At 61.5% G+C, this 19,452-nt stretch carries 19 protein-coding genes; 6 read left to right on the plus strand and 13 right to left on the minus strand.

What is annotated here, in order from left to right; all coding sequences use genetic code 11:
• Positions 1-7: 7 nt before the first annotated feature.
• A complete protein-coding gene (locus HX851_RS39140; protein WP_177058958.1) occupies positions 8-967 on the minus strand; it encodes a glucokinase in 960 nt (319 codons plus the stop codon).
• Positions 964-2,790, minus strand: coding sequence for a phosphogluconate dehydratase (gene edd, locus HX851_RS39145; RefSeq protein WP_177065282.1), 1,827 nt, complete (start codon positions 2,788-2,790; stop codon positions 964-966). Before edd ends, HX851_RS39140 begins: the two co-directional genes overlap by 4 nt.
• 211 nt (positions 2,791-3,001) lie before the next feature.
• On the opposite strand from edd, the gene gap reads away from it, so the two are divergent.
• Both gap and HX851_RS39155 read left to right on the plus strand, forming a co-directional pair.
• Positions 3,002-4,003, plus strand: a complete 1,002-nt coding sequence (gene gap / locus HX851_RS39150) for a type I glyceraldehyde-3-phosphate dehydrogenase (protein WP_177058956.1) — start codon at positions 3,002-3,004, stop codon at positions 4,001-4,003.
• Between the two features lie 38 nt (positions 4,004-4,041).
• The gene (locus tag HX851_RS39155; protein WP_177058951.1) at positions 4,042-4,506 is read left to right on the plus strand and encodes a methylglyoxal synthase; all 465 of its coding nucleotides are present in this window, start codon (positions 4,042-4,044) and stop codon (positions 4,504-4,506) included.
• Between the two features lie 84 nt (positions 4,507-4,590).
• Here the strand turns inward: HX851_RS39155 and HX851_RS39160 are convergent, their stop codons facing one another.
• The 10 genes from HX851_RS39160 to HX851_RS39205 form a co-directional block, all read right to left on the minus strand.
• A complete protein-coding gene (locus tag HX851_RS39160; RefSeq protein ID WP_177058949.1) occupies positions 4,591-4,818 on the minus strand; it encodes a hypothetical protein in 228 nt (75 codons plus the stop codon).
• Positions 4,815-5,534: a lipopolysaccharide kinase InaA family protein gene (locus HX851_RS39165; protein WP_177058947.1), complete on the minus strand. Its 720-nt coding sequence runs from the start codon at positions 5,532-5,534 to the stop codon at positions 4,815-4,817. Before HX851_RS39165 ends, HX851_RS39160 begins: the two co-directional genes overlap by 4 nt.
• Before the next feature lie 4 nt (positions 5,535-5,538).
• Positions 5,539-6,219, minus strand: a complete 681-nt coding sequence (locus tag HX851_RS39170) for a class I SAM-dependent methyltransferase (RefSeq protein ID WP_177058945.1) — start codon at positions 6,217-6,219, stop codon at positions 5,539-5,541.
• 194 nt (positions 6,220-6,413) lie between these two features.
• Positions 6,414-7,694 carry a sensor histidine kinase gene (locus HX851_RS39175; RefSeq protein ID WP_177058943.1) on the minus strand — a complete coding sequence of 427 codons (1,281 nt, stop codon included), beginning with the start codon at positions 7,692-7,694 and terminating at the stop codon, positions 6,414-6,416.
• On the minus strand, positions 7,684-8,367 hold the full coding sequence (colR, locus tag HX851_RS39180) for a two-component system response regulator ColR (RefSeq protein WP_177058941.1): 684 nt from the start codon (positions 8,365-8,367) through the stop codon (positions 7,684-7,686). The genes HX851_RS39175 and colR overlap by 11 nt, the downstream gene beginning before the upstream one ends.
• Positions 8,368-8,628: 261 nt before the next feature.
• A complete protein-coding gene (gene groL / locus HX851_RS39185) occupies positions 8,629-10,275 on the minus strand; it encodes a chaperonin GroEL (protein ID WP_177058939.1) in 1,647 nt (548 codons plus the stop codon).
• A 49-nt stretch (positions 10,276-10,324) separates the two neighbouring features.
• A complete protein-coding gene (locus tag HX851_RS39190; protein ID WP_019827816.1) occupies positions 10,325-10,618 on the minus strand; it encodes a co-chaperone GroES in 294 nt (97 codons plus the stop codon).
• A gap of 256 nt (positions 10,619-10,874) precedes the next feature.
• Positions 10,875-11,348 (minus strand): FxsA family protein, encoded by a 474-nt coding sequence (locus HX851_RS39195; protein WP_177058937.1) that lies wholly within the window; start codon positions 11,346-11,348, stop codon positions 10,875-10,877.
• 65 nt (positions 11,349-11,413) lie between these two features.
• Positions 11,414-12,145, minus strand: a complete 732-nt coding sequence (locus HX851_RS39200; protein WP_177065281.1) for a HugZ family pyridoxamine 5'-phosphate oxidase — start codon at positions 12,143-12,145, stop codon at positions 11,414-11,416.
• A gap of 53 nt (positions 12,146-12,198) precedes the next feature.
• On the minus strand, positions 12,199-13,206 hold the full coding sequence (locus HX851_RS39205; protein WP_177065280.1) for a DUF481 domain-containing protein: 1,008 nt from the start codon (positions 13,204-13,206) through the stop codon (positions 12,199-12,201).
• A 200-nt stretch (positions 13,207-13,406) separates the two neighbouring features.
• Here HX851_RS39205 and HX851_RS39210 point away from each other — a divergent pair, with 200 nt between their 5' ends.
• The 4 genes from HX851_RS39210 (at position 13,407) to HX851_RS39225 (ending at position 18,120) form a co-directional block, all read left to right on the plus strand.
• Positions 13,407-13,721, plus strand: coding sequence for an MGMT family protein (locus tag HX851_RS39210; protein ID WP_218165327.1), 315 nt, complete (start codon positions 13,407-13,409; stop codon positions 13,719-13,721).
• Between the two features lie 44 nt (positions 13,722-13,765).
• Positions 13,766-15,316, plus strand: coding sequence for an AmpG family muropeptide MFS transporter (locus HX851_RS39215; RefSeq protein WP_177058929.1), 1,551 nt, complete (start codon positions 13,766-13,768; stop codon positions 15,314-15,316).
• Between the two features lie 117 nt (positions 15,317-15,433).
• The gene (locus tag HX851_RS39220) at positions 15,434-17,149 is read left to right on the plus strand and encodes a proline--tRNA ligase (RefSeq protein ID WP_177058927.1); all 1,716 of its coding nucleotides are present in this window, start codon (positions 15,434-15,436) and stop codon (positions 17,147-17,149) included.
• Between the two features lie 17 nt (positions 17,150-17,166).
• Positions 17,167-18,120, plus strand: a complete 954-nt coding sequence (locus HX851_RS39225; protein ID WP_177065279.1) for a hypothetical protein — start codon at positions 17,167-17,169, stop codon at positions 18,118-18,120.
• Positions 18,121-18,223: 103 nt separating this feature from the next.
• On the opposite strand, the gene dinB is transcribed toward HX851_RS39225, so the two are convergent.
• Positions 18,224-19,285 carry a DNA polymerase IV gene (gene dinB / locus HX851_RS39230; RefSeq protein WP_177058923.1) on the minus strand — a complete coding sequence of 354 codons (1,062 nt, stop codon included), beginning with the start codon at positions 19,283-19,285 and terminating at the stop codon, positions 18,224-18,226.
• Between the last annotated feature and the right edge of the window lie 167 nt (positions 19,286-19,452).

Genomic DNA, 19,452 nt, shown 5'->3' on the forward strand with positions numbered 1-19,452 from the left:
TTGCGGATCAGCTGGCAAAAGCCTGCTGCAAGGCCACCCCCGCGCCGATCAGGCCGGAATACGGTGCCGTCACCAGCCATACCGGGATGCCCTTGAAGTAGTCGCTCATGCAGCCCTTGTCGGCGAAGCTGCGGGCAAAGCCGCTCTTGACGAAGAAGTCGGCAAAGCGCGGAATCACGCCGCCGACGATATACACGCCACCCCGCCCGCCCGTGGTCAGCACGTTGTTGCCCGCGACCCGCCCCAGCCAGCAACTGAATTGCTCCAGTACTTCCAGGGCAATCGGATCGCCGGCCAGTCCCGCGGCGGTGATCGCTTCCGGCGTATCCAGCACCGGCGTGTGTCCATCCACCGCGCAGATGGCCCGGTAGACCCGTGGCAGGCCACCACCACTCAAGGCGGTCTCGGCGCTGACATGCCCGATCTCATCATGAATGTGCCGCCAGAGCTGGGTTTCGCGCGGGCTGCTCAACGGCAGGTCGACGTGCCCGCCCTCGCCGGGCAGCGCCATGAAGCGTTCATCACCCAGGTGCAGCAAGGTCCCGACGCCCAGTCCGGTTCCCGGACCGATCACCACGGCGGGGCGTAGCGGCTCCGGCGTGCCTTCGCAAACCACACGGAAGTCACCAGGTTCGAGGCGGGTCATGCCCAGGGCCATCGCCGAGAAATCGTTGACCAGCAGCAGCTCGTCGACCCGCAAGGTCGCGCAGAAGGCCTTGCGGCTCAGGCGCCAGTGATTGTTGGTAAAGCGGAACTCGTCGCCACTGACCGGACCGGCCACCGACAGGCACACCGCGCCGACCGCGCCCAATTCCAGCTCCAGCTCGCTCAGGTAGACCTTGATGGCGTCTTCCGGACAGGCGTGATCGGCGGTGGCCAGCACCTTGACCGAATCCAGGCCGTTGTCTTTCCACAGGGCGAAGCGGGCGTTGGTGCCGCCGATATCGCCAACCAAAGCCAATTTCATTTCAGGGTCTCCAGGGCCGAAGTGAACGCACTGGCCCCCTGCTCCGCCGAGCTGAAGGCCATACGCATGAAGCCGAACAGTTCGCGGCCACAGCCGGTATTATTACCCAGCAGACCGATCGCCGGCTCGCGCGCTTCGAACTCGGCGTCATCCACCAGCACCTTCAGCGTGCCGTGGACCCCATCGACGCGAATCACGTCACCATCGCGCACCCGCGCCAGCGCACCGCCGACATGGGCCTCCGGACAGACATGGATGGCCGCCGGAATCTTGCCCGAGGCGCCGGACATGCGCCCGTCGGTCACCAGCGCGACCTTGAAGCCACGATCCTGCAGCACGCCGAGGAACGGGGTCATCTTGTGCAGCTCCGGCATGCCGTTGGAGCGCGGGCCCTGGAAGCGCATCACCGCCACGAAGTCCTTCTCCAGCAGACCGGCCTTGAAGGCATCGGCCAGATCCTGCTGGTCCTGGAAGACTACCGCCGGCGCTTCGACGACCTGGTGTTCCGGGGCCACGGCGGAGACCTTCATCACCCCGCGCCCGAGGTTGCCTTCCATCACGCGCAGGCCACCTTCAGGGGAGAAGGCACGGGCCACCGGGCGCAGGATGTTTTCGTCGAGGCTTTCGATCGGGCCTTCACGCCAGACCAGTTCACCGTCCTGCAGGAACGGCTCCCGGGTGTAGCGACTCAGGCCGTGGCCGGCCACGGTGTTGACGTTTTCGTGAAGCAGGCCGGCTTCCAGCAGTTCACGGATCAGGAACGACATCCCGCCCGCCGCCTGGAAGTGGTTGATGTCGGCCTTGCCGTTCGGGTAGACGTGGGACAGGGTCGGTACCACCTCGGAGAGGTCGGCCATGTCCTGCCAGGTCAGCTGGATCCCGGCTGCCTGGGCGATGGCCGGCATGTGCAGGGTATGGTTGGTCGAACCGCCGGTGGCGTGCAGGGCCACGATGGAGTTGACCAGCGACCGCTCGTCGACGATTTCGCCGATCGGCATGAAGTTGCCGCTCTGCTTGGTCAGGCGCGTGACCTGGAAGGCCGCCTCGCGGGTCAGCGCATCGCGCAGCGGGGTATTCGGGTTGACGAAGGACGCGCCCGGCAGGTGCAGGCCCATGACCTCCATCAGCAACTGGTTGGTGTTGGCGGTGCCGTAGAACGTGCAAGTGCCGGGGCTGTGGTAGGACTTCATTTCCGACTCCAGCAGTTCCTCGCGGCTGGCCTTGCCTTCGGCGTAACGCTGGCGGACGTCGGCTTTTTCCTTGTTGGAAATCCCCGAAACCATCGGCCCGCCCGGTACGAAGAGGGTCGGCAAATGACCGAAGCGCAGCGCGCCCATCATCAGGCCCGGCACGATCTTGTCGCAGATGCCGAGCATCAGCGCCGCGTCGAACATGTTGTGGGACAGCGCCACGGCGGTGGACATCGCGATCACTTCGCGGCTGGCGATCCCCAGCTCCATGCCCGGTTCGCCCTGGGTCACGCCATCGCACATGGCGGGCACTCCACCGGCGAACTGACCGACCGAACCGATCTCGCGCAGCGCCTGCTTGATCTGCTCCGGATAGGTTTCATAAGGCTGGTGCGCGGAGAGCATGTCGTTATATGACGAAACAATTGCCACGTTGGCGGCATTCATCATGCGCAGGCTCTGCTTGTCTTCAGTGCCACACCCGGCCACACCATGGGCAAAGTTCGCGCACTGCAGCTTGCCGCGCATCGGACCGTCGCTGGCGGCGCCGCGAATCAGTGCCAGATACGCCTCGCGGGTGGCGCGACTGCGGGCGATAAGACGTTCGGTGACCTCAAGAACGCGGGGATGCATGTGTAGAACTCCAGGCTAACGGATGTGGCGACCTGTGGTTCCAAGCTGACCGAAAGCCTCATAGGACAGGGCTTTTCAATCATCTGGACCTGTTGAGTCAGGTCACTCGTTGTAGATAAAACAAAATATTGCCACTAAAAAGGCTTGTTTTCTATTTTTATGCGAATAATCTTGTAATTCCAACAACAAAACTACGACAGGCGCTTTCCTCATGACGCTACGAATCGCAATCAACGGTTTTGGCCGCATCGGCCGCAACGTCCTGCGCGCACTCTATACCCAAGGTTACCGCCAGGACTTGCAGGTCGTCGCCATCAACGATCTGGGCGATAGCTCCATCAATGCCCACCTGCTCAAGTACGACACCGTCCACGGTACCTTCGATGCCAGCGTAGAACATGACAACGAAAGCCTGACCGTCAACGGCGACCGCATCTCGGTCAGCGCGATCCGCAATCCGGCCGAACTGCCCTGGGCCGCCGAGAAGATCGATGTGGTCTTCGAATGCACCGGTCTGTTCACCGACCGTGCCAAGGCTGCCGCGCATCTTAGCGCCGGCGCGCGCAAAGTGATTATTTCCGCACCGGCCAAAGGCGCCGATGCCACCGTGGTGTACGGGGTCAACCATGACATCCTGCGCCAGTCGCACCAGATCATCTCCAACGCTTCGTGCACCACCAACTGCCTGGCCCCGGTGGCCCAGGTGCTGCACCGTGAGCTGGGTATCGAGAGCGGCCTGATGACCACCATCCATGCCTATACCAACGACCAGAACCTGACCGACGTCTACCACACCGACCCGTACCGCGCCCGTTCGGCGACCCAGAACATGATCCCGAGCAAGACCGGTGCCGCCGAAGCCGTGGGCCTGGTGCTGCCGGAGCTGGCGGGCAAGCTGACCGGCATGGCCGTGCGCGTGCCGGTGATCAACGTGTCGCTGGTGGACCTGACCGTACAACTCAAGCGCGAAGCCACGGCCGACGAGGTCAATGCACTGCTCAAGGAAGCCAGCCAGCACTCGAAGATCCTCGGCTACAACACCCTGCCGCTGGTTTCCAGCGACTTCAACCACAATCCGCTGTCGTCGATCTTCGACGCCAACCACACCAAGGCCAGCGGCAAGCTGCTCAAGGTCCTGGCCTGGTACGACAACGAGTGGGGTTTTTCCAACCGCATGCTGGATAACTGCCTGGCGCTTTGCAACGCGGAATAAGCACGCGCAACGAAGGAACGGGTAGGGAGCAGGAACCGATGATAGGTATCAGTTTTACCCGCAACACCATGGCGGCGCGCAAGCGCATCGCCCTGGTGGCCCACGATCACTGCAAGGTATTCCTGCTCGATTGGGCCGAGCGACAGAAGGATCGCCTGGCCCGGCACGAACTGGTGGCGACCGGGACCACCGGCCTGCTGCTGAACAAACGCCTGGGTCTGCCGGTGGAAAGCATGATCAGCGGTCCGCTGGGCGGTGACCAGCAGCTCGGCGCGCGGATCGCCGAACAGCGTGTCGACCTGCTGGTGTTCTTCTGGGACCCCTTCGAACCACAGCCCCACGATCCGGATATCAAGGCCTTGCTGCGCGTCGCGGCGGTCTGGAACATCCCCGTGGCCTGCAACGAATGCACCGCCGACTACCTGCTCAGCAGCCCGCTGATGGAGCAGGCCCACGAGTATCGGGTACCGGACTACGACGCGTATCTGTCAACGCGGCGCTAGTCCCGACGGGTTGCCCCAACGGGCATGCCGCCAAAAAAGAAAAAGCCTCGTGAGTCACGAGGCTTTCGAGAGGCCAATGGTTCTTCAACTTTGCGGCTTCAGTCCCTGGGAAAGACCGAACATGAACAACAGCAGATCGTGATCGGGCTTGGCGTCGGCGCCAGCCTTGGCCACCCGCGGCAAGGGACAATGACCACTGCCATTGGCCGTGGTGAGTATCTTCGTCCCTGGCTGCTCCCAGACCACCAGGGCCAGCGAAGCAATGGCCAGGGCACTGAGCAAGAACAAACCTCGAGCTATTTCTAACTTCATCGCCGTAAACCTTTGATGGTGCTGCCGAACGCCATACCGTAAAAATAGCTCAGCTTGTTCCAGTCCGTGTCATTCCACGACGAATGGCGCCGCAGTTGCTTCATGTCATGGCTCGCCGCCCGTCGGCGGCTCAAGCGCTGGCGAGCCTTCTCCAGATCCAGCAGCGCCACCTCGACATTGGCCGACTCACCTTCGCCGCTGACCCGAACAAACACGTGCTTGATGTACAGGCAGCCATGCTGCCAGCGACCGCGGTGCATCCGCGCCAGAGTCTCGGCGAGTTCCTGCAGCACACGATCATGCACGACCTCGCCGTGGCGCTCACGACCGCCCTCGGCATACCAGTTCTCGATCTCGGTGAAACCATCCAGCGCCGCGGTGACCAGCAAGGCCTGCCACGCCCCCTCGTCACCGCGCCGGGCGCCGCAGAACACCAGTTCGGGCACCGCCACGTCCAACATGCGCAACCCCTTCAGCGCAGCCTGCTCACGCAGGACCGTCGGACGACCGAAGGGGTGCAACAGGCTGCGGTAGGTATGCCCCACCTGGCGTTTCACATACAACAGTCGACCGCTGCTACCCATCACTCGCTGGACGCCACTCTCCCCGCCTCGACGCTGGTTGGGCTCTTCAACCCACTCACCCTTCTGTTGCCAGAAATACTCGAAGCGATCCTTGGTGACATCTTTCGCGTGCGATACGTACTCAACGGTCATCCTGTTACCTCTTGCGCAATATATAAACCCGCCACATGGCGTAGAGCGGGAAGAAATCCAGATGCTCCTGGATGCGAAACCCCGCTTGCCTGAATTCTTCTTCTACCTTGGCCGCAGGCAGCACGTAACGGTTCTGATAACCGTCCTGTGCACCGTCGGCCTGCCGCTCGCGCTCCAGGCGCTTGCGTTTCCAGGCCTTGAAATTGCCGTCGACCCAGAGTGAAACGATCACGCTGTCACGGGTTACCCGCTGAAACTCCTCCAGCAAGGCCATACGATGCGCCGATTCGCCGATATGGTGTAGCAGGCGCATGCAGAAAATGCTGTCGACGGCGTTATCAGGCAAGTCGATATCAAATGCCGACGTTTGCAGCGGCCGTATCCTCTTGACCACGTCGGCCGGCTGCGCCTTGAGCGCGGTTTCAAGCATGGGCGCCGAGTTATCCGCACCGATGATCACCCGGTTGGGTTTCTCCGCCAACAGTGGCCAGAACCGTCCGGCACCGCACGGCAAGTCGAGCACCAGGCCAGGCTCGCCGGCCAGGGCCAACGCGGCACGCGCCAGTTGCTCATCACGCTTGTGGGACAACCGACGCGCCAAGCCTTCCTTGTGCTTGAGCAGATACTGCTGGGCATGTTTGTCGTCGTACTTGTCGGAAAATTCAAGTTTTATCGGGGAATTCATCGCAATCTCCTGTAGCTAACCACCGCCACAGTAGGTCGGTGCGTGTCAGCGACAGGTCGTCCCCTCGTGAAAATTTTGTTCTGCCTCGAACAAACCATTACAAAGTTTTACAGGCTAGCCGTGATAGCCGAGGGCCATATCTGTACACTTCGACGAAGTCTGTGCCCTGAAGAAACAGGGCACGGCGGGAGGAATCAGGCAGTGGGCCGCGTCAGGTCCACATGGAAGCGACAACCATTGGGCTGCATGGTCGTCAGGCTGACATACCAGCCCTGGTTCTCGCAGATCCGCTGCACCAGCGAAAGCCCCAGGCCCAGGCCTTCACCACGCTTCTCATCACCCCGCACAAAAGGCTGGAACATCGCCTCGCGCTTTTCTTCCGGGATCCCGACACCACTGTCCTCGACCACGAAGCCCGTCGGTTCGAGTGTCAGGCGGATAAAGCCCTGTTCGGTGTAATGCAGGGCATTGCGCAACAGATTGCCCATCACCGCGTGCAGGAACGTCGCGTTGTAACGCGTATCGAGGGGATTGCCCGGATCGAAGATCAGCTCCAGGCCTTTTCCCTCGATAGGTGCCCGCCAGAGGCCGATCAGATCCTCGGCCACCAGCTTGAGCGAAACCTGCGGCGACATGCTGGCGTCTTCACGCTGGGCACGGGCCAGCATCAGGAAAGTCTGCACCAGCTCGCGCATTTCCTCGCAGGCCCGGGCGATACGTTCGACCTGGTTACGACCACGCTGATCGATCGCCGGGTTTTCCAGCAACAGCTCGCAGGAACTGGCCAGCACCATCAAGGGCGTGCGCAGTTCGTGGCTGACATCACTGGTAAACAGCCGTTCGCGGGTCAGGGCCTGACGCAAGCGCCCCAGCGTTGCATCGAACGCCACCGCCAGCTCACCCACCTCGTCCGCCGCATAGTCAGGCGCAAGGGGTGGCGCGAGCCCGAGCAACTGGTCGCGGTGACGTACCTGGCGGGCCAACCGCACCACTGGAGCCATCACCCGTCGAGCCAGGACCCAGCCGAGGAACACCGCCAGGGCGAGGGCCAGGACAAACCCCACCAGCACTACGGCGAACAACACCCGCTCACGCTCCTCGAAGTCGCTCTGGTCCTGCAACAGCACGTAGCGCCGGCCATCAACCACCTCGACCATGGCGTGATAGGACAGCTGTTCGCGAAAGACTTCATGAAATCCCGGATCGAGGTGGCGCAAATCCTTGGGCAACTCGAAATCGCCCTTGCCGCCGCTGTAGTAGAACAACTGGTCGGGTTCGGGCCGGTGGCTCCAGTCCCCCACGCTGTCCATCAGCAGCAGACGCTGCAGATCGCCGCCCAGGCCGGCGGAGATCAGTTTTTCCTCGACCAGGTGGACCGTGGCGACGATGCCCATGGCAAAGGCACCCGCCACCAACGCGCTCATCAACGCAAAGGCAATGATGATCCGCTGGGCAAGACTCTGCTTAAACTCCATCACGGCCCTCGGCCAGGCGGTAACCGACACCATGCACGGTGTGCAGCAACGGCTTGTCGAACGGTTTGTCGATCACCTGGCGCAACTGGTGCACATGGCTGCGCAGGCTGTCGCTGTCCGGACAATCGTCGCCCCACAGGGCTTCTTCCAGAATTTCCCGGCGCAATACGTGCGGGCTTTTCTGCATCAGCACCGCCAGCAGTTTCAGGCCCACCGGATTGAGCTTGAGCAGGCGCCCCTGGCGGGTGACTTCCAGGGTATCCAGGTCGTAGCTCAGGTCACTGACCTGCAAGGCACGCCGACCGCCGCCCTGGGCACGCCGCAACACCGCCTCGATACGCGCCGCCAGCTCCGACAGCGCGAAGGGCTTGAGCAGGTAGTCATCGGCGCCGGACTTGAAGCCCTGCAAACGATCATCGAGCTGATCACGGGCCGTCAGCATGATCACCGGCGTGTCGCGCCGGGCATCCTCGCGTAGACGCTTGCACAGGGTGTAGCCGTCGATCCCGGGCAGCATGATGTCGAGCACGATCAGGTCGTAGTGCTCGGTGGCGGCCAGGTGCAGACCCGACAAGCCGTCCTGCGCGCAATCGACGGTATAGCCTTTAAGCCCCAGGTAGTCGGCCAGGTTGGCGAGGATATCGCGGTTGTCTTCAACCAGTAGAATTCGCATGGGTACTTTCTCCGTACGCAGTAACGGCCGTCATGGCCCGCGCAGCTTAAGGTGTAGTTCGGCTCACCGCTAGGGCACGAAGATTTAATGGTTTTTTCACTCGAGGTTCACGGCCTGGGCACAGTGTCACCGGTAAAATCGGGCGCCCCCGCTGTATTACCCCCCCGATCCGCTCTCTCTCCGGTCAGCCCGCGAGACAGAATCGCGCCCATGAAAAAGCCCCGCACCAGGCGGGGCTTTTCTGTACGGGAGCCGGGTGGCTTACATCATGCCGCCCATGCCACCCATGCCGCCCATGTCTGGCATGCCGCCGCCAGCTGCGCCTTCTTTCTTCGGTGCTTCAGCCACTGCCGCTTCGGTGGTCAGGATCAGACCGCCGATGGAGGAAGCTGCCTGCAGCGCCGAACGAGTCACCTTGGTTGGGTCCAGGATGCCCATTTCGATCATGTCGCCGTATTCGCCAGTCGCGGCGTTGTAACCGAAGTTACCCTGGCCGTTCTTGACTTCGTTGACCACGACGCTTGGCTCGTCACCGCTGTTGGCGGAGATCTGGCGCAGCGGCGCTTCAACAGCGCGACGCAGGACAGCGATACCGACGTCCTGATCGGCGTTGTCGCCTTTCAGTTCGCTGATGGCTTGCAGGGCACGGATCAGTGCCACGCCACCGCCAGGTACCACGCCTTCTTCGACGGCTGCACGGGTTGCGTGCAGGGCGTCTTCAACGCGGGCTTTCTTCTCTTTCATTTCAACTTCGGAACCGGCACCGACCTTGATCACAGCAACACCACCGGACAGCTTGGCCAGGCGCTCTTGCAGTTTTTCACGGTCGTAGTCGGAGGAAGTCTCGGCAACCTGGGCACGGATCTGGGCGATGCGCGCTTCGATATCGCCTTGTACGCCAGCACCGTCGACGATGATGGTGTTTTCCTTGGACAGGGTGACGCGCTTGGCGCTGCCCAGGTGATCCAGGGTGGTGCTTTCCAGGCTCAGACCGATCTCTTCGGAGATGACGGTACCGCCGGTCAGGACGGCGATGTCCTGCAGCATGGCCTTGCGACGATCGCCGAAGCCCGGTGCCTTGACGGCAGCAACCTTGACGATACCGCGCATGTTGTTCACAACCAGAGTCGCCAGGGCTTCGCCTTCAACGTCTTCAGCCACGATCAGCAGTGGACGGCCGGCTTTGGCAACGGCTTCCAGCACTGGCAGCATTTCGCGGATGTTGGAGATTTTCTTGTCGACCAGCAGGATCAGCGGACCGTCCAGCTCGGCAACCATGGTGTCCGGCTTGTTGACGAAGTACGGGGACAGGTAGCCACGGTCGAACTGCATGCCTTCAACGACCGACAGTTCGTTTTCCAGGCCCGAGCCTTCTTCAACGGTGATCACGCCTTCTTTACCGACTTTTTCCATGGCTTCGGCAATGATGTCACCGATGGAGTTGTCGGAGTTGGCGGAGATGGTGCCGACCTGAGCGATGGCCTTGGTGTCGGCGCAAGGCTTGGACAGGGCCTTCAGCTCCTTGACGATGGCGATGGTCGCCTTGTCGATGCCGCGCTTGAGGTCCATCGGGTTCATGCCGGCAGCGACAGCCTTCAGGCCTTCGTTGACGATCGACTGGGCCAGAACGGTAGCGGTGGTGGTACCGTCGCCAGCGTCATCGTTGGCACGGGAGGCAACGTCTTTGACCAGTTGCGCGCCCATGTTTTCGAAACGGTCTTCCAGCTCGATTTCCTTGGCAACGGAAACGCCGTCCTTGGTGATGGTCGGAGCGCCGAAGCTCTTCTCGATGATCACGTTACGGCCTTTCGGGCCCAGGGTCGCTTTTACCGCGTCAGCCAGGACGTTGACGCCTTTGAGCATTTTCTTGCGGGCGGAGTCGCCAAACAGAACTTCTTTAGCAGCCATGATCGTAATTCCTTGAATACTTTGTCGTAGCGGGAAAAATGAGCGGGAATCAGCCTTCGATAACAGCGAGAATTTCGTTCTCAGCCATTACCAGCAGGTCTTCGCCGTCTACTTTCACAGTGTTGCTGCCGGAGTAAGGGCCAAACACAACCTTGTCACCCACTTTCACGGCCAGCGCACGGACTTCACCGTTGTCCAGCACGCGGCCGGTACCTACAGCGAGAATTTCACCGCTGTTGGCTTTCTCGGCAGCCGAACCTGGCAGAACGATGCCGCCAGCGGTTTTCTTTTCTTCTTCGCTGCGACGGATGACGACGCGGTCATGCAGAGGACGAAGCTTCATTGTCGATCTCTCCTAATTATGGTTTTCAGCGACCGGTATCGATACCGGCCTGTTAGCAAATCCGGCGTTGCCGGTTGCGGCTCGACAAGCGAACCGCAGAAGACTGTCTGGCGGTTTACGCCAAAAACCTTGCGGTGACCGTTACATAGGGTCGCCAAAGATAATTACAAGGGCCGGGTGACGATTTTTTTTGCAGTGAGCGTCCCCATAAAACACACACGGCACCCGAAGGTGCCGTGTGGAGGATGCCGATCGATCAGGAGTCGCGGTGCTCGAACTCACCTTCGATCACATTCGGCTGGCGACCATTGGCCGGCGCTGCGCCGTGCTGGCCACGGGCATGCAGGTCATCGGCGAAGGCGCGCTGGCGCATTGCCTGCTCCTCGGCCCGTCGACGCATCTTGCCGACCGCCAGTCGACGAGTGACGGGCAGCAGCAGCAACAGGCCGAGCACGTCACTGATGAAACCTGGCAGCAACAGCAGGCCACCACCCAAGGCCAGCATCAGGCCCTCAAGTACGGTCTGGGCCGGCAGCTCACCACGACTCAGGCTTTCGCGCGCCCGAAACGCGGTGGCCAGGCCGGCCACCCGCAGGACCAGTACACCGAGCGCCGAGCCGAGAATGATCAACGCCAGCGCCGGGAAAAAGCCGATGGCCGTGCTGACCTGGAAAAACACATACAGCTCCAGCACCGGAAACAGCACAAAGAGCAATAGAAAAGCGCGCATCAAATGGTTCCTCTACGGAAGAATGCCTTCCAGTAAACATCAGATGACGTCGGCACTTCGTGAATTCAAGCCTCGGCCACCTGCTTTTTCGGCCATTGCTGCGCGTGGGCCAGGGAAACAAGGGCCTCGCGAACCTGCGTCGGCGTGTTGCAAGGTGTTTCAAAGCAGAGCCAATACAGCCCCTGGCCGATCCTCAGGTGCATCCCTTCCGTGTCGATACCCACCAACTGCGCCGGCACGGTGCCTGGCAACCCCGTCAGTTCGACATAGTGGGCAATCGCCTTGGCATGGTCGCTGTTCATATGTTCGACCATGCTCACCTCCGCCTTGCCGGCGAATGGATTGGCCAGGCTCACCTGATCCAGCCAGTGGATCGCACCGAAGCCGCCGATATAACGATGACGCACCGGCTTGAGCACCCAGAAATCGAAATCGTGGGCCTTGTGGTAACTCGCCGAATCCGGGAAGTACCGGTAGTAGCGCTCGGCGGCCGCCTCGATGGCCTCGGGCTCGGCGAGTTTCTCGGCTTCGGCCAGGTAGGTCAGGCGACCGACCGCCTGGACGTCCTCGGCTTCGCGCTCGCCCACCAGCAGTGAGCATTTCGGGTCTTTCTGCAGATTGTGGGTGTGCTGGGCGATCCGGCTGATCAGGATCAGCGGCCGGCCCTGATCGTCCAGGCAGTAAGGCACCACGGAGCCGAACGGAAAACCGGGCATGGCCTTGGAATGCGTCGACAACACACCCCGGTATTCCTTGAGCAGCAACTCACGCGCATTCTTGGCAACTTCAACGCTCACCTTGTGACTCCTCGATGCAAAATCCACTGGCTGCCTTATAGCACCCCTGCCCCTTACCAGGCCACGCCGAATCCGACGGTGTAACGCGTCTTGTTCAAGCTGGTGTCATCGTCGCCATTAATAATGTCGCGTTCGGCCTTGAGGTTCAGCGAAGCCCACTCGGTGACCTTGTAGCGCAGGCCCATGTCGGCATCCAGAGAGTATTTGGAGGGCCCGCTCAACGGCCGGCCGACCTCGCCGGTGGTGAAGAACTCCACGGTCTTGCCGATCAGGTAGCGGTTGTAGTCCCACTTCATGCCCAGCGAATAGAAATTCTTCTTCTCGCCATCGTCATATTCATAGTGGGTGTTGTTGATCAGCGAACCCAGGGAGAACGCCCCCAGCTCATCATCCCAGAACTGATAACCCGGACCGGTACCGACAGTGCGCTGGCGGGACAGATCCTCGACCCGATCGCGCTTGTAGGTCAGGCGCCCCTGCCAGAACCATTTTTCGGTGATGAAACGATCGAGGGCATACTCGACACCCCAGTTGTCCGTGGTCACCACGTTGTCCTGGAACTCGCGGTTGTACTCACCTTCGGCGTGATGCCGCCAGGCGCCATGGCGAGCCGTGGTCTTGAAGTCAATATCGTAGTCGTCGGTGTCTTTTTCCGCGCGCTTGTAATCCAGGGCCACGTCGACATTGCCCTTCCAGACCAGGTCTTCGATCACAGGCCTGGGCTTGACGATCTGCTGGATACTGGCCAGCTCCACGGTTTTTGGCGCTTCGCCATTGGCCAGGGTGACCTTGCCGGCATCGGCGGCCTGCAGCGACTTGATCTTCTCGCCGGTGTAGGCATCCTGCTTGACCAGCAGTTCCTGATCGCTTTCCAGGGTCTTGACCTGCGCCCAGTCCACCGCAACGGCCCCGGCATAATCGGTCTGGACCAGCAGCTTGCCGCCGTCGAACAGCTTGATCTTGCCACTGAGGCGATCGCCGTTCTTCAACCAGACGGTATCGGCCAGCAAGGGCATGGAGGCGCTGAAAACAGCAAGGCACAGCAGGGTTCTGGACAACATAGGCAACACAGGGCTCGGGTTTGCGGAAAAAAACCGGCATTATCCCGCTGGATAACGCCTCAGCAAGGACTGACCGGGCAAACAGGAGTCGAGTTCAATAATCACTCTTAATAAGCGGAAATCTCTTACTTTTAGAGGCAAAGATCTCCCACAGGAATGGCCCCGTGAGCGAAGAAACAGCCAGTGAAAGCCCTGCCCAGATGCGGCGTACGGCCCTTTACCTGACCCTGGCGCAGGTACCCGAGGGCAAGGTCGTCACTTATGGCCAGCTCGCCGAACTCGCCGGGCTTGGTCGTGCCGCCCGCTGGGTCGGGCGGACCTTGAGCCAGTTGCCGGCCGATACCCGCCTGCCCTGGCACCGTGTCCTGGGTGCCGGTGGTCGGATCAGTCTGCCGGTCGGCAGCCCGTCCGGCGACGAACAACGCGCCCGGCTGCGCACCGAGGGGCTCAGCGTCCTGAACAATCGTGTCGATATCAAGCGTCATGGCTGGCGTCCGATAGAGCACAGCGGTTAGAGTGCGCGCTTTGTTTCCGTCAACCCTGAGGCAGACTCCAGCCCATGCCCCGTAAAACCTGGCGCGCCGCGCTCGCCGCCTATGCCAGCCCCTCGACATTAGTGCTGTTGCTGCTCGGTTTCGCTGCCGGCCTGCCTTACATGTTGGTGTTTTCGACGCTTTCGGTGTGGCTGCGCGAGGCCGGTGTGGCCCGCGAAACCATCGGTTATGCCAGCCTGATCGGCCTGGCGTACGCCTTCAAATGGGTCTGGTCGCCCTTGCTCGACCAATGGCGTCTGCCGCTGCTCGGCAAACTGGGGCGCCGGCGCTCCTGGCTGGTCCTGGCACAGACCCTGATTATCCTCGGATTGATCGGCATGGGCTTCTGCGATCCGCAGAAACACCTGTCCTGGCTGATCGCTATCGCCGTGCTCGTCGCCTTCGCCTCCGCCACCCAGGACATCGCGGTCGACGCCTATCGCCTGGAAATCGCCAACGACAGCCAGCAGGCCGCCCTCGCCGCCAGCTATATGTCCGGCTACCGGGTCGCGGCCCTGCTGGCGACCGCCGGCGCGCTGTTTTTCGCCGAAGGCTTCGGCTCCACCGGTTTCAGCTACAAACACTCGGCCTGGACCGGCACCTACGTGCTGTTCGGCGTCCTGATGATCCCCGCGCTGCTCACCACCTTCCTCATGCGCGAACCGCCGGTGCCGTTGCGTACCCAGCTCTCCGCCGGACGCTACAGTTTCGTGCACCAGCTGGCCTCGGTATTCGTGCTGATCATCCTGCTGGTCTCGGTACCGGCGATGTTCACCCAGCTCTACAACACTGACTTCGCCAGCGTGCTGTTCCATGGCGTCAGCCTGCTCGACCTGCTCCTCGAAGACCGCGCCTTCCTGCGCGCGATCCTCTACACCACCCTGACCGTGCTCTGCCTGTCGAGCATGGGACGTCGGGGATTGGCACCGGTTCTCACGCCAGTCAACGACTTTATCATCCGCTACCGCTGGCAAGCCCTGCTGCTGCTCGGGCTGATCGCCACCTACCGGATGTCGGATACGGTAATGGGGGTGATGGCCAACGTCTTCTACATCGACCAGGGCTTCACCAAGGACCAGATCGCCGGGGTCAGCAAGATCTTCGGACTGATCATGACCCTGCTGGGTGCCGGCATGGGCGGCCTGCTGATCGTGCGCTTCGGTATCCTGCCGATCCTGTTCATCGGTGGCGCCGCCTCGGCAGGCACCAACCTGCTGTTCATGTTGCTGGCCGACATGGGACCGAACCTGAAGATGCTGATCGTCACCATATCCCTGGACAACTTCAGCTCCGGCCTGGCGACCTCGGCCTTCGTCGCCTACCTGTCGAGCCTGACCAACCTGAAATTCTCCGCCACCCAGTACGCCCTGCTCAGTTCGATCATGCTGTTGCTGCCAAGGCTGATCGGGGGTTATTCGGGGGTGATGGTCGAGAAGTTCGGCTACCATAAATTCTTTATCGCCACGGCGATAATGGGCGTGCCGACCCTGGTGCTGATCGCGCTGCACTGGTATCAGGAAGTTCGTCGCGGTGGCGATACGCCTTCGACCACCGAAGACGCGCAGGAAACCCCGTAAATACAGGGGGGAGCCCGACTCCCCCCGCGTCAGACCGGCCACACGCCTGTACGTCGCCGGATCCCGCCCGTACAATGCTCCGTCATTTCTAGCCATCAGCAACGACAACGGCCAACCATGCGCACCAGTCAATATTTGCTCGCCACACAGAAAGAAACGCCTTCCGATGCGGTCGTGATCAGCCATCAGCTGATGCTGCGCGCCGGGATGATCCGCAAACTCGCTTCTGGCCTGTACACCTGGCTGCCGATGGGCCTGCGCGTGATGCGCAAGGTCGAGGCCATCGTGCGTGAAGAAATGAACGCCGCCGGTGCCCTGGAAGTGCTGATGCCGGGCATCCAGCCAGCCGAACTGTGGCAGGAATCCGGCCGCTGGGAACAGTACGGCCCCGAGCTGCTGCGCCTGAAGGATCGTCATGACCGCGATTTCTGCGCCGGCCCGACCCACGAAGAAGTGATCACCGATCTGTGCCGCAACGAATTGAGCAGCTACAAGCAGTTGCCGATCAACCTGTACCAGATCCAGACAAAATTCCGTGACGAGATCCGTCCACGCTTCGGCCTGATGCGCGGTCGCGAGTTCATCATGAAGGACGCCTACTCCTTCCACGCCGACCAGGCATCGCTGCAGGCCACCTACGACCGCATGCACCAGGCCTACTGCAACGTCTTCACCCGCCTGGGCCTGCGTTTCCGTCCGGTCGAAGCGGACAACGGCTCCATCGGCGGTGCCGGCTCCCACGAGTTCCACGTGCTGGCCGAGTCCGGCGAAGACGATATCGCCTTCAGTAACGGCTCCGACTACGCGGCGAACATCGAGAAGGCCGAAGCCGTGCCGCGGGAAACCTCGCGCCCTGCACCGAGCGAAGCACTGCGCCTGGTCGACACGCCCGATGCAAAAACCATCGCGCAACTGGTCGAAGGCTACAACCTGCCGATCGAAAAGACCGTCAAGACCCTGATCGTCCATGCCGAGGAAGAGGGCAAGCTGATCGCCCTGATCATCCGTGGCGATCACGAATTGAACGAAATCAAGGCCGCCAACCAGCCTGGCGTCGCCAGTCCGCTGGTCATGGCTTCCGATGCCGAACTACGTGACGCCATCGGTGCCGGCGCCGGCTCCCTCGGCCCGCTGAACCTGCCACTGCCGATCATCATCGACCGCTCGGTCGAGCTGATGAGCGATTTCGGCGTCGGCGCGAACATCGACGACAAGCACTACTTCGGCCTGAACTGGGAACGCGACCTGCCGGTCCCGACCGTTGCCGACCTGCGCAACGTCGTCGCCGGCGACCCGAGCCCGGACGGCAAGGGCACGCTGGAAATCAAGCGCGGTATCGAAGTCGGGCATATCTTCCAGCTCGGCACCAAGTACAGCGAAGCGATGAAGTGCCAGGTCCTGGGTGAAAACGGCAAGCCGGTGACCCTGACCATGGGCTGCTACGGTATCGGCGTTTCCCGCGTGGTGGCCGCGGCCATCGAGCAGAACAACGATGACAACGGCATCATCTGGAGCGACAGCCTCGCCCCGTTCCAGATCGCCCTGGTGCCGCTACGCTACGAAACCGAACAGGTTCGTGAAGCCACCGACAAGCTCTACGCCGAACTGACGGCCGCGGGCTTCGAAGTACTGCTGGACGATCGCGACAAGAAAACCAGCCCGGGCATCAAGTTCGCGGACATGGAACTGATCGGCATCCCTCACCGGATCGTGGTCAGCGACCGCGGCCTGGCCGAAGGCAACCTGGAATACAAGAGCCGTACCGAGGCCGAGGCGCAAGCGCTGCCGGTCGCCGATGTGCTGGCGTTCCTCCAGGCCCGTATCCGTCGCTGAGCCCAGATAGAGACCTCATGTTCAATCGAAGTACCTTAGCCCTCGGGGGCGCCGCCTTGTGCGGCGCCCTGCTGCTCGGCGGCTGCGCCAACCCGATGTCACAGCGCAGCGAGCACGAGGAACGCGTCGAACGCAAACTGCTCGAGCACAGCCTGCAGATCGATGTCGGCGACCCGAAGATCCTCGAGCTGCCGCAACGTCGTGTGCGGATCAACGAGCAGAAGACCTTCGAAGTCACCGAGTTCGATGTCACCCGTCGCTATGATCGTTACACGCCTTACCAGCCCTGGCGCAAAGTCTATGAAATACCGCTGGGCGCCGTGGCGCTGGTGGGTGGTATCGGCGCCAATGTGGTGAATATGTTCGCCCTCGGTTCCCTGCCCACCAGCGTGACCCGCGACTGGATCAGCTACGGCATCGACGGGCTCAACCCGTTCATGAACGTGGAGTCCCACGGGCGCGCGCAGCAGAACCTGGCCGGTATCGAAGAAGTCCAGCGCGACAAACGCATGGAGTATTCGAGCCTGCCATGGGCCGAGCGGCCGGTGGAGGTGGTGGCAGGTAGCCAAACCTATGAGCTGACCACAGATCGCCATGGCGTGTTGCGCCTGAACCTGCTGGACAGCCCGTTTGCCGAGCAGGACCTGAATCACATCAGCAGCCTGACGATTCGCGTCGAGGACGCCCAGGATGAAGCCCATTCGGATTCGAGCCTGTCCATCAGCAGCAAGCTTCGGGGCAAGTTGCTGGAGGCCCATGCGCTGATCTATGACGACCTGGAGGGCGACGATGTCGGCCAATGGGTACATCGGGTCAAGCGCCTGTCCGAGCTGGGCCTGGAAGAAGAAGCGAGCGAGCTGGAACAGAGCCTGATCGAACTGACACGCAACGATCCCGAGTTGCAACGCGAGTTTCTCAAGTCGCTGACCAAGAATGCCGGACGCCTGGTCGCGGACCCCGGAGCCAGCTGAACACGATCCCTGTAGGAGCTGGCTTGCCAGCGATGAGGCCCGCAAGACCGCCAGAAGCTTCGCGGGCAAGCCCGGCTCCTACAAGGTTACGTGGCCAGTTTGTTTACCGGCTGAACAACTCCAACTGCTCATGGCCGCCACGCAAATCCTGCAAGCGCACCCCGATGCCCAACAGGCGTACGGGCTTCTCCCCACGGGCAAACGCCTGGCTGAGCAACTGTCGATAACTCTCCAGATCCCGCGCGGCCCCAGCCTGCTCCAGCGTGGTCTGAGTGAAATCATGAAACTTCACCTTGACGAACGGCTTGCCCGGCCGATAGCTGCTGTCCAGCCGCGCCATGCGTCCGGCGAGGGTTTCCATCAGCTCCGGAAGCTTTTGCAGGCAGCTTTCCAGATCGGGCAAATCGACATCGTAGGTATTTTCGACACTGACCGACTGCCGCCGGCTGTCATTCTGTACCAACCGCTCATCGATACCCCGCGCCAACCCCCATAACCGTTCACCGAAACTGCCGAACTCGCGTACCAGGGCCAGCTTGCTCCACTCACGTAGCTGCAGACAGTCGCCGATACCCAGGCGCCCGAGCTTGTCCGCCGTGACCTTGCCGACGCCATGCAGTTTGCTCACCGGTAGCCCGGCGACAAAATCTTCCACCTGATCAGGGGTAATCACGAACAGCCCGTTAGGCTTTTTCCAGTCACTGGCAATCTTCGCCAGGAACTTGTTCGGCGCGACGCCCGCCGAGACGGTGATATGCAACTGCCGCGATACCCGGCGCCGGATATCCTGGGCGATCCGTGTCGCACTGCCGGCAAAGTGCGGGCTGTCGGACACATCGAGGTAGGCCTCATCCAGTGACAGCGGCTCGATCAGGTCGGTGTAGTCGCGAAAGATCGCCTGGATTTCCTTTGACGCTTCCTTATAGGCATCCATGCGCGGCTTGACGATCACCAGGTCCGGGCACAGGTTCAAGGCGTGCCGCGATGACATCGCCGAACGCACGCCGAATGCCCGCGCCTCGTAGTTACAGGTGGCGATCACTCCGCGCCGATCTGCCGCCCCACCCACCGCCAACGGCTTGCTCGCCAGGCTCGGGTCGTCGCGCATCTCGATGGCGGCGTAGAAGCAATCACAGTCGACGTGGATGATTTTGCGTTGCGTCATGGAAGACAGTGTTCATTCAAAAGGCAGAAACGGCACGGATCATCAGTATCTCACTGACACCTGTATATAGCACCAGTAGTTTGATTCTTCCTCCAAGGTCGTGGGAAATAACCAATATGAATTTAGTTTTTCAATCGAAACACCACCCACGATAGAGCTGAAAACCT

The organism is Pseudomonas gingeri (assembly GCF_013385635.1).
Classification (GTDB): Bacteria; Pseudomonadota; Gammaproteobacteria; order Pseudomonadales; family Pseudomonadaceae; genus Aquipseudomonas; species Aquipseudomonas gingeri_A.